The sequence below is a fragment of the Nostoc sp. genome (assembly GCF_036918015.1).
GTDB lineage: Bacteria > Cyanobacteriota > Cyanobacteriia > Cyanobacteriales > Nostocaceae > Nostoc.
This window is the reverse complement of sequence record NZ_JBALEO010000066.1, coordinates 82,858-95,317: the sequence shown is the minus strand read 5'-3', so window position 1 is coordinate 95,317 and position 12,460 is coordinate 82,858. Positions and strand designations below refer to the sequence as shown.

At 41.4% G+C, this 12,460-nt stretch carries 3 protein-coding genes; 2 read left to right on the top strand and 1 reads right to left on the bottom strand.

Going from position 1 to position 12,460, the window contains the following annotated elements; genetic code table 11:
* Positions 1 to 133 precede the first annotated feature (133 nt).
* The gene (locus V7K61_RS16350; RefSeq protein WP_335054647.1) at positions 134 to 5,638 is read left to right on the top strand and encodes a trifunctional serine/threonine-protein kinase/ATP-binding protein/sensor histidine kinase; all 5,505 of its coding nucleotides are present in this window, start codon (positions 134 to 136) and stop codon (positions 5,636 to 5,638) included.
* A 139-nt stretch (positions 5,639 to 5,777) separates the two neighbouring features.
* On the opposite strand, the gene V7K61_RS16345 is transcribed toward V7K61_RS16350, so the two are convergent.
* Positions 5,778 to 6,170, bottom strand: coding sequence for a four helix bundle protein (locus V7K61_RS16345; protein WP_335054661.1), 393 nt, complete (start codon positions 6,168 to 6,170; stop codon positions 5,778 to 5,780).
* Positions 6,171 to 6,362: 192 nt separating this feature from the next.
* Here V7K61_RS16345 and V7K61_RS16340 point away from each other — a divergent pair, with 192 nt between their 5' ends.
* On the top strand, positions 6,363 to 12,356 hold the full coding sequence (locus V7K61_RS16340) for an AAA family ATPase (RefSeq protein ID WP_335054645.1): 5,994 nt from the start codon (positions 6,363 to 6,365) through the stop codon (positions 12,354 to 12,356).
* The last annotated feature ends 104 nt before the right edge of the window (positions 12,357 to 12,460 follow it).

Here is a 12,460-nt window from a genome sequence, read left to right as displayed (position 1 = left end):
GCGTCTCGTAGAGAAGGGATGGGATTAGCGCCGATTTTCTTTGACTCTAAATCCTCAAAATTTCAAGTCGCAAAGCGACGGGTTCGCTTTATATCTGGGAACACTATATCTGGAGTCTTAAAGATTTAGCAGTATGGTTAGTACGAGAGTCAATATTCCCAGATATAAGGTTAGCGAAGAACTCTACAATGGTTCTAGAACCATTGTTTATCGAGGGTATCGAGAGACTGACTCATTACCCGTAGTGATTAAGTTGCTGAAAAATCCTTATCCGAGTTTCAGCGAACTTTTGTCGTTTCGTAATCAGTACACCATAGCTAAGAATCTCAACTCACCTCTGATCGTCCAAACCTATAGCCTAGAACCGCATCAAAATGGTTATGCGTTGGTAATGGAAGATTTTGGGGGGATTTCTCTCAAGGATTGGGGATTAAGGAGTGGGGAGTGGAAAATTGGGCGAAACTTAGAATCTTTGATGGAGTTTTTAGAAATAGCGATCGCACTCTCCAATACCTTAGATGTACTCTACCGCGAGCGGATTATTCATAAAGATATTAAACCTAGCAATATTTTAATTAATCCCCAAACCAAACAAATTAAATTAATTGATTTTAGTATTGCATCTTTGCTACCACGAGAAACGCAAACACTCGTAAATCCCAATGTGTTAGAAGGGACACTAGCTTATATTTCCCCAGAACAAACAGGCAGAATGAATCGGGGGATTGACTACCGGACTGATTTTTATTCTTTGGGTGTAACTTTCTACGAATTACTGACTGGAGTTTTGCCATTTCAATCAAACGATCCAATGGAGTTGGTGCATTGTCACATTGCAAAAATTGCACCGTTAGTATGTGAAACTAATTTAGAAATTCCATCTGTAATCTCAAAAATTGTCAGCAAATTGATGGCGAAGAATGCTAAAGATCGCTATCAGAGTGCATTGGGGCTGAAGTTTGATTTAGAAAATTGTTTACATCAGCTACAAGTTAATGGTATAATTCAAGGCTTTGAAATTGGGCAAAGGGATGTGTGCGATCGCTTCATTATCCCAGACAAACTTTATGGACGAGAAACCGAAGTAGAAAACCTACTCCAAGCATTTGAGCGAGTTAGCCTTGGTGCAACAGAAATGATTCTGGTAGCAGGTTTTTCAGGAATTGGGAAAACGGCGATTGTCAACGAAGTTCATAAACCGATTGTGCGACAGCGCGGTTATTTTATCAAAGGCAAATATGACCAATTTCAACGCAATATTCCCTTCAGTGCATTTGTGCAAGCATTCCGAGATTTAATGGAACAATTGTTAAGCGAAAGCAATGCACAAATTCAGCAATGGAGAAACAAAGTATTATCAGCAGTTGGTGAAAATGGACAAGTAATTATTGAAGTTATCCCCGAACTATCAAGAATTATTGGTGAACAACCTCCCGCCATAGAATTATCAGGAACGGCGGCAGAAAATAGATTTAATTTATTATTTCAAAAATTTACCCAAATTTTTACCACTGCTGAACATCCCTTAGTAATATTTTTAGATGATTTGCAATGGGCAGATTCGGCATCACTGAAGTTAATGCAGCTTTTAATGGCTGATACCAGTCATCTTTTGTTAATTGGTGCGTACCGTGATAACGAGGTCAACCCGGTACATCCATTAATGTTGACTTTGAATGAGATTGAAAAAAACCAAACAACGATTAATACAATTACCTTAGCACCACTGAATCAAAAAACAGTCAATCAATTAGTTGCTGACACACTTAAATGTTCCCAGGATTTGGCATCACCTCTTTCTCGATTAGTGGTTCAAAAAACTCAAGGAAATCCGTTTTTTTCTCTCCAGTTTTTGAAGGCATTACATCAAGATCGACTGATTAAATTTACCCCCCCAACCCCCCCTTGGCAAGGCAGGGCTACGGGGGGGTGGCAATGTGATATTGCCCAAATTAATCAACAGGCAGTTACAGATGATGTCGTTGAATTTATGGCGTTGCAGTTAGAGAAGTTACCATTAGAAACCCAGAATATCCTCAAGTTAGCATCTTGTATTGGCAACTCTTTTGATTTAGCAACTTTGGCAATTGTTTCGGAACAATGCCAAGTTAATACGGCAACTGCTTTGTGGAAAGCATTGCAAGAAGGATTGATTTTACCAATTAGTGAGGTTTATAAATTTTATCAAGGAGAAGAAAGCGAGCAATTGGCACTGTCATCTCAGAATATCGAGAAGAAAATCGCTAAATATGCCTTCTTACATGACAGAGTACAGCAAGCGGCTTATTTCTTGATTTCTGATGCACAAAAAGCAGCAACTCATCTCAAAATTGGACAATTACTGAGAGAAAATTTATCTGAGTTAGAGATTGAAGAAAAACTCTTCGATTTGGTTGGGCATTTGAATTTAGGAATTGAGTTAATTAGTCAAGCAAGCGATACCGAAGGTCAGCGCAGCTATCGCCAAGCCCTAGCTCAACTCAACTTCAAAGCTGGTAGTAAAGCCAAAAATGCGACTGCATACACCGCCGCCAGAGTGTATTTCCAAACTGGGATCGCCTTACTCCAGCCCAACTGCTGGCAAACACAGTACGAATTAGCCTTGAACCTCCATTTGGCAGTAACCGAAGCCAGCTATTTAAATAGTGACTTTGAGAGCATGGAAGAGATGGCTGGAGTGGTTTTGCAGAACGCCCAGACCATTTTTGACAAAGTGAAAATCTACGAAATTAAAATTGTGGCACTAACTGCTCAGAGCCAAATATTAGGGGCGATCGCCGTTGGTGCAGATGTCCTGAGTCAATTAGGGGTGGATTTACCGAGTGCGCCAGAGCAAGCCGAAATCGGCAAAGCCCTGGAATACCTAAAAGAGCAACTCCAAGGCAGAGAAATTTCTGAACTGATTGACTTACCCGTAATGAGCGATCGCAGGGCGATCGCCGCAATGCAATTATTAGGAATATTGTTTGCACCAGTATTACTGGGAAATCCGGGTTTAATGCCCCTGTTGAGCGCAACGATGGTGCGGTTGTCGCTCCAGTTTGGCAATACCCCCGCCTCGACGGTAGGATATGCGATTCACGGCATGGTGCTATGTGCTTTTTTGAGCGAAGTTGAAGCTGGCTACAAGTTTGGTCTTTTAGCTCTCTCGTTGCTGGAAAAATTGAACGATCCGGGTATAAAGTGTCTCCCTTTAAGCTTCTTTGGGGCTTTCATCCAACATCGCCAGCAATCGTTTTTGGCAACCCTATCGACGATGAAAGATAGCTACACCAATGGTATGGAAACAGGCAGTTTTCTGTACGCTGGCTACAGCATACAATGTTACGGGCATATAGCGCTGTTCGCTGGTGTAAATTTAAATACGTTGTCAGCCGAATTAGTTCCTTACAGTGTGGTTCTGACTCAGGCGAAACAAAATGCGGCGTGTATTTTATTGGATGCAGTGCGGCAAGTGGTGGAGAATTTGAGAGAAACAGGGAGCCAACCCCATTGCTTAATGGGCACTGCCTACGATGAAATAATTATGCTGCCAAAGCACCAGCAGGATAACGATTTCACAGCGATCGCCTACGCCTACACCTACAAGCTGATGCTTGCTGCTCTCTGGGGCAATTATCAGGCTGCCCTTGACTATATCACCGGAATCAAGCCCTATTTTATGGCAGCAGCAGGAGCGGTACATATTCCCGTTTTCCATTTTTATGCTGCCCTCACATACCTAGCACTCTTAAAGGCCCAGCCAGAAGCAGAGCAAGCCCAGACTCTTCTTGAGGCGCAAACCCACCAAACAACTCTGCATCAATGGGCAGAAAATGCCCCGATGAATCACTTGCATAAATGGTATCTAGTGGAGGCTGAACGGTATCGAGTGTTGGGTGAAAAAGCCGTAGCTAGTGAGTATTATGACCAAGCCATTGCTCTGGCTAAAACACATCAGTTTATTAATGAAGAAGCCTTAGCCAATGAACTAGCGGCAAAATTTTACCTTGACTGGGGCAAACGGCGTATCGCTGGGGAATACATGATTGAAGCCTACTACAGCTATATTAGTTGGGGTGCGAAAGCCAAAGTTGCTGACTTAGAAAGACGCTATCCCCAACTGCTTGCTCCCATCCTCCAGCAAACCCGTTCTTCCCTGTCAATTAATGAAACTATCTTGGCACTGGGGAATGTCACATCCAGTAGTTCCCCCACTTCCAACAGCAATGTCTCTGTTGCTTTAGATTTAGCTGCCATTCTCAAAGCTTCCCAAGCTATCTCAGGCGAAATCGAACTCGAAATATTGCTCTCAGTATTGCTGGCGATCGTCATTGAAAATGCGGGGGCTGATAAATGCGTATTAATGCTCTTGCAAGACAAGCGCCTATCGATCAAAGGGTCAATTACCTTGGGGACAGAGCCAGTGGTGTTGCAGAGTTTTCCCGTTGAAGAGAGCCAGGATATTCCCCTGAAGTTGATTTACAAAGTCTTGCACAACAGGCAGACCACTATGTTAATTGATGCAAGTGCCGATCCGACCTTAGCCAATGACCCCTATATCATTCGTCAGCAGCCTAAGAGTATCTTGTGTAGCCCGATTTTGCATCAAGGTAAGTTGATGGGCATTTTATATCTAGAAAATAACTTAGTGACGGGGGCATTTACGAGCGATCGCTTACAAGTTCTCAATTTTCTCACTACTCAAGCAGCAATTTCTCTAGAAAACGCACTATTATATCACAAATTAGAGGACTATTCCCATACTCTAGAGCAAAAAGTAGAAAAGCGTACCCAGGAAATCACAGAAAAAGCAACTCAGCTAGAATCAACACTAGAGAAACTTTACTCGACTCAATCCCAACTAATTCAAGCCGAAAAAATGTCAGGTTTAGGACAGTTAGTTGCTGGGATTGCTCATGAAATTAATAATCCGATTAATTTCATTTATGGCAACTTACAACCAGCAAGTGAATACGTTACATCTTTAATTGAATTAAATAATTTATATCAAGAACTTTATCCGCAACCATTGCCAGAAATTGCCGAAAAAATTGCCGATATTGAGCTAGAATTTATATCTGATGATTTACAAAAGCTCCTGTCATCGATGAGAGTAGGAGCAAATCGCATCCGGCAAATTGTGCTGTCACTACGAAATTTTTCCCGTTTGGATGAATCAGAAATAAAATCAGTAGACATTCACTCTGGCATTGATAGTACGCTGTTGATTTTGCAGCATCGACTTCAAAGTAATAGTAAACATCCAGAAATTGCAGTTATTCAAAAATACGATCAACTCCCTTTAGTTAATTGTTATGCCTCGGCGCTGAATCAAGTATTTATGAATATTATCAACAATGCCATTGATGCTTTAGAAGAATCAGATAGAAATCGCCAACCAACTATTATAATTCATACGGAATTCAGAGAAGCGAAAAAGGTAGTTATCCGCATTGCAGACAACGGCATAGGGATGAGCGAGTCAGTGCAGAATAAGATATTTAATCCATTTTTTACGACAAAACCAGTAGGTAGTGGTACAGGCTTAGGATTATCAACTAGCTATTCGATTGTGGTAGAAAAACATGGGGGTAATTTAAGTTGCATTTCTGCACCAGGAGAGGGTACAGAATTTATCATTGAAATTCCGTTATAGTACCCGAATTTCTCACTCATAGGGTGGGGGGTGTGGGAGGTGTGGGAGGTGTGGGAGGTGTGGGGGGTGTGGGAGGTGTGGGGGGTGTGGGAGGTGTGGGGGGTGTGGGGAGTGTGAGGAGTGTAGGAGGTGTGGGAATTTAGTCAAGTAACCAATCATCTGGATGGGTAATCATCTTGACTAACCCACTAAGGACTTGATTGTAAGGAGCGTAGAGTTCTCTTCCTTGTTCAACTGTAAGGTACTCACATTTCACGGCAAACTTTAACCAAACTTGAGTTTCTGCCGCTTCCGATTCACAATCATTCAGTTTAGCGACAAAAGCAGCTCTATATCTCCGTTTTCTCCAAGCCTCTGCCAAATTAGCACAGACTGAACGAGACGAGCGACGAATTTGATCGGTTAATGAATATTTCTCTTCAACTGGAAACTTTTTAGAATGTTCAAAAATTTGCATCGCTGTTTCAAATGCCAATTGATAAATGGCTAAATCCTCATGAGTTCTAAAATACTTTTTCCCTTTTTCTTCCATCATCTTTAATTGCGACCGCTCTCCTCTTTATCTTCCCACACCCCCCACACTCCCCACACCTCCCACACTCCCTGAATTTATCACTTGTGAGAAATGCAGGTTTAGGGTTCAGATCCCCGACAACTTTCGCGAAGTCGGGGATCTTTTTTGGGAATACTAAATCTGGAAGTTTCACAGATTTAGTAACGTAACATGGTGAGTATCTTTATAAATATTCCCGGATATCGCATTAGTGAAGAACTCTACAATGGTTCCAGAACTCTGGTTTATCGAGGGGTTCGAGAGACTGACTCATTACCGGTAGTGATTAAACTGCTGAAAAATCCATATCCGGGTTTTAGCGAACTCTTGTCGTTTCGCAATCAGTACACCATAGCTAAAAATCTTAACTCACCGTTAATCGTCCAAACTTATAGCCTAGAATCCTACCAAAATGGCTATGCGCTGGTGATGGAAGACTTTGGGGGGATTTCTCTCAAAGATTATTTCACCTCACCAGGGATGCAATATATCGCGTCTTTAGAAGAATTTTTAGAAATAGCGATCGCACTCTGCAACACCTTAGATATACTCTACCGAGAGCGGATTATTCATAAAGATATCAAACCTGCCAATATTTTAATTAATCCCGCAACTAAACAAGTCAAATTAATTGACTTTAGTATTGCATCTCTACTACCACGAGAAACGCAGACACTAATCAATCCCAATGTCTTAGAAGGCACACTTACTTATATTTCCCCAGAACAAACAGGAAGGATGAATCGGGGGATTGACTACCGCACAGATTTCTATTCTTTGGGTGTGACATTCTACGAATTACTCACTGGAGTTTTGCCATTTCAATCAAACGATCCAATGGAGTTGGTACATTCTCATATTGCCAAACCAGCGCCTTTAATACATGAAATTAACCCACAAATCCCGGCTGTAATCTCAGAGATTGTCAGTAAATTGATGGCAAAAAATGCTGAAGACAGATATCAGAGTGCTTTGGGATTGAAGTTTGATTTAGAAAATTGTTTATATCAGCTACAAGTTGATGGTATAATTAAGGGTTTTCAAATTGCACAGAGGGATCTGTGCGATCGCTTTATTATCCCTGATAAACTTTATGGACGAGAAACCGAAGTAGAAACTCTCCTGCAAGCATTTGAGCGCGTTAGTACAGGTGCGACAGAAATGATGCTGGTGGCTGGTTTTTCGGGTATTGGTAAAACCGTTGTAGTTAACGAAGTTCATAAACCAATCGTCAAAAAACGCGGTTATTTTATCAAAGGGAAATATGACCAATTTCAACGAAATATTCCCTTTAGTGCTTTTGTGCAAGCCTTCCGCGATTTAATGGGGCAATTATTAACCGAAAGCGATGCTCAAATCCAGCAATTTAAAACCAATATTTTAGCGGCTGTAGGTGATAATGGACAGGTGATTATTGAAGTCATCCCCGAATTAGAAAGAATTATTGGTCAACAACCACCTGCTACAGAATTATCAGGAACTGCCGCCCAAAATCGGTTTAATTTATTATTTCAGAAATTTACCCAAGTCTTTACCAGTGAAAAACATCCATTAGTGATGTTTTTAGATGATTTGCAATGGGCAGATTCAGCATCGTTGATGTTAATACAGTTATTAATGGCTGATACAAAACATCTTTTCTTAATTGGTGCTTATCGTGATAACGAAGTCAATTCAGCACATCCATTAATGTTGACTTTGAATGATATCCAAAAAACAGCAGCCACAATTAATACGATTACTTTAGCGCCTCTAAGTCAATCGCAAGTGAATCAATTAGTGGCTGACACACTTAAATGTACAAAAGATTCGGCATTACCTGTTTCTCAATTAGTATTTCAGAAAACTCAGGGTAATCCGTTTTTTGCCATACAGTTTCTCAAGGCATTACACCAAGATGGATTAATTGAATTTAACTATCCAACCCCCCCTTGCCAAGCTACGGTGTTCGAATTACCCCACCCTAACCTTCCCCTTGTCAAGGGGAGGGAACTAGATTTTCTTGTTTCCCCCCTTGACAAGGGGGGATTAAGGGGGGTAAAACCCGGATCTCAAAGTAACTCCGATTTGTGTGTACACAGTAGCCCTTACCAAGGGGGGGCTACGGGGGGGTGGCAATGTGATATTACCCAAATAAATCAGCAAGCGGTGACAGATGATGTTGTTAAGTTCATGGTATTTCAATTACGAAGACTGCCTCAATCAACTCAAAATGTATTGCAGTTAGCCGCTTGCATTGGCAATCAATTTGATTTAGCAACCTTGGCGATTGTTTGGGAGTCATCAGAAATTGAAACAGCTGCTAGTGTATGGAAAGCTTTACAAGAAGGGTTGATTTTACCAATTAGTGATGTTTATAAATTTTATCAGGGAGAAAATGACGATCGATTGGCGCTGTCAACTGGGAATACCAATAAACAATTAGCCAAATATAGATTTTTACATGACAGAGTACAACAAGCTGCCTATTCTCTAATTCCTGATAACCAAAAACAAGCAACTCATCTCAAAATTGGTCAATTACTTCTAGAAAATTCCTCTCAAATAGAACAAGAAGAAAAACTGTTTGATATTGTTGGACATTTGAATTTAGGGCAAGAGTTGATTGCCCAACCGCACCAGCAAGAAGCCTTGGCCCGACTTAACTTAGCAGCAGCAGGTAAAGCTAAAAATTCTACTGCTTATGCTGCTGCCAGAGCCTATTTACAAACTGGAATTGAGTTGCTCACAGTGAATTGCTGGCAAGATCAATATGAATTAACCCTGAGTCTCTATGTTGCCGCCGCCGAAGCCGCCTATTTAAATGCTGACTTTGATGGCATGGAACAGATAGCAGTACAGGTGTTGCAATCAGCCCAGACGATTTTAGACAAAGTTAAAATTTACGAAATTCAAATTGCTGCCCAGACAGCCCAGAGCAGACTATTAGAAGCGATCGCAGTTGGCAGAGATGCTTTAAAACAATTGGGGGTTGAGCTACCCATCGAGCCAAACAATGCTGAGATTGGTAAAGCTTTACAAGTCCTTGCTAATCAACTCGCAGGCAAACGAATTGAGGAACTAGCTGACTTACCAGTGATGACCGATCCCGAAGCACAGGCAGCCATGCAACTGTTAGGAATGTTGTTTGCACCCGTTTTTCAAGGAATGCCGGGTTTATTGCCCCTGATTAGCTGCACAATGGTCAGCCTATCGCTTCAGTTTGGGAATACGCCCGCCTCCACTGTGGGGTATGCGCTGCACGGAATGGTGCTGTGTGCCTTTTTGGGAGAGGTTGAAGGGGGCTACGATTTTGGGCAATTGGCATTGAATTTGCTAGATCGGTTCAATGTACGGGAATTCAAATCCATAATTTCCATGTTGTTTGGTGGCTTTATTCAACATCACCAAGAAGCTCTCTTGGCAACGATACCGTTGCTGAAAGCTGGTTTTACCTCTGGTATGGAAACTGGCGATTTTTTACACGCTGGCTATAACGTATGTTGTTACAGCTATGCGGTCTTTTGGAGTGGCTCTGAACTTAGCAATTTGGAATTAGATATCGCAAGTTACAACGCTGCCTTAACTCAGGCGAAGCAACATTCTGCCCAGACTTATGTAAGTATTATGCGGCAGGCGGCACAGAACTTCAGGGAAATCCAAATTCAGCCCGATTGTTTGAGCGGCAGTATCTACGATGAAACGGTGATGATTCCCAAACATCGTCAGGCTAATGAACTCACGGTGATGGCTGAGTTGTATATCTACAAACTGTTGCTTGCTTATTCTTTTGGTGATTACAAAGCTGCGATCGCTTACATTGAGGAAGGGGAAAAATATTTACTTGCGGTATCAGGATTGATTTTTGTTCCGATTTCCCATTTCTACGCAGCCCTGACGTACCTAGCCCAATTTTCCACCCAGCCAGAAATTGAACTTTCCGTAATTCTCGCCCAGGTAGAAATCCATCAAACCACTCTGTACCGTTGTGCGCAAAATGCTCCCACAAATCATCTGCATAAATGGCATTTAGTTGAGGCTGAAAAACAAAGAGTGTTGGGTAATAAAGCAGAAGCACTTGAAAATTACGATCGCGCCATAACTCTAGCTAAAGCTAACGGCTACATCCAAGAAGAAGCACTTAGCAATGAATTGGTAGCCAAATTTTATTTCGATTGGGATAAAGAAAGAGTTGCCCAAGCATATATGCAAGAAGCATACTACTGTTACGCTCGTTGGGGCGCAAAAGCCAAAATAGAAGACCTAGAAAAACGCTATCCCCAACTACTCCAATCAATTCTGCAACAGCAACGAATCAACTTTAATACTTTAGAAACTATTAGCTTTCGTGGCACTTCCTCATCTACTCGCACTTCTACCACTGGCAGCACTAGTATTTCCCAGACACTAGATTTTACCTCTGTCCTCAAAGCCGCTCAAGCTATCTCCAGTTCTCTGGAATTAGATCAACTCATTGCCAGCTTGACCCACATTATCCTAGAAAACTCTGGCGCCAAAAAAGCTGTACTAATTCTTCCCCAAGATGATACTTGGCAAGTTAGGGCAATTACCTCGATCGATCATGATCAAATACAAACCATTCTTGAACCACAATCACTAAATACTTGTCAAGAGATTCCCGTAAAAATTATCAATTACGTCAAAAATACTCAAGAAACAGTTGTTATAGACAATTGCAAAACAGATACTACTGGGTTGATTGGGGAATATATGCATCGAACACAACCCCAGAGTGTATTATGTACCCCGATTATTAATCAAGGGCGTTTAATAGGGATTCTTTACCTAGAAAATCAACTGACTCAAGGGGTATTTACTAGCGATCGCCTTTCTCTTGTAAATTTCCTCTGCACTCAAGCCGCAATTTCTTTAGAAAATGCCCAGTTATATAATCATCTCCAGGAGCGAGAAAAGTTTCTCAGTAGTATTTACGAAGGTGTTGGCTGTCTGATATTTGTGACTGATATCCGTGATGATGGTAGGTTTGAGTACACAGGATGGAGTAAATCGTGCGAATTAGCAGTTGGTATACCTGCTTCGGAAGTACTAGGTAAAACTCCCCAAGAATTACATAGTGATGAAGGTGCAGCAGTATCTCAAAATTATCTGCGTTGTTTCCAAACCGGAATACCCATCACCTATGAAGAATGTCTAACATTTAATCATCAAAAAACTTGGTGGTTAACCACACTCAGTCCATTAAAAGATCGGACGGGCAAAGTTTATCGCATAGTTGGAACAACTATTAATATTAGCGATCGCAAACAAGCTGAATCAGCGGTTACAGAAAAATCTCAAGCACTCGGAACAGCCTTAGAAGATTTACAACAAGCCCAATTACAAATTGTTCAAAGTGAGAAAATGTCAGCACTAGGTAATTTAGTTGCTGGCGTAGCCCATGAAATGAATAATCCTTTGGGCTTTATTGCTGCAAGCCTCAAACAAGCTAAACCCACGATTGCTGATGTTGTGCAACACTTGAAACTTTATCAAGAAACTTTACCTAATCCGGGTGCTGAAATTATTGACCATGCAGAAGAAATTGACCTAGATTATAGTTTAGAAGATTTACCCAAGGCAATAGATTCAATGGTGATGGCGTGCGATCGCCTGAAAAATATCAGCACTAGTTTAAGAACTTTTTCCCGCGCTGATAAAGATTATAAAGTGCCATTTAAAATTCATGAAGGGATTGAAAGTACAATTTTAATTCTCAAACATCGCCTCAAAGCCAATGAGCAACGTCCAGCAATTGAAGTAATAACCGATTATGGCAATTTGCCTCAAGTTGAATGTTTTCCAGGACAATTAAACCAGGTGTTTATGAATATCCTAGCTAATGCCATTGATGCCTTGGATGAGTCGAATACTGGGCGGAATTTTGCAGAAATCCAAGAAAAACCTAACAAGATTACAATTCAAACCTCATTGCAAGATAATCAAGTGAAAATAACGATTGCTGATAATGCTAATGGCATGAATGAAGCAGTCAAGCAAAAGATATTTGACCATTTGTTTACGACGAAATCTGTGGGAAAAGGAACGGGTTTAGGATTAGCGATCGCCCGTCAAATTGTTGTGGAAAAACACGGGGGTTCAATACACTGCAACTCCTCCCCAGGAAAAGGTACAGAGTTTGCGATCGTAATTCCAGTGCGGCATTGAAGAAGAATTCAGAAGTCAGAATTCAGGAGTCAGAATTCAGGAGTCAGAATCAAGACGCTCGTGACGCTCGGTTGCCCTTGGCGTCTCCCTTTCTCCCAAAGGGA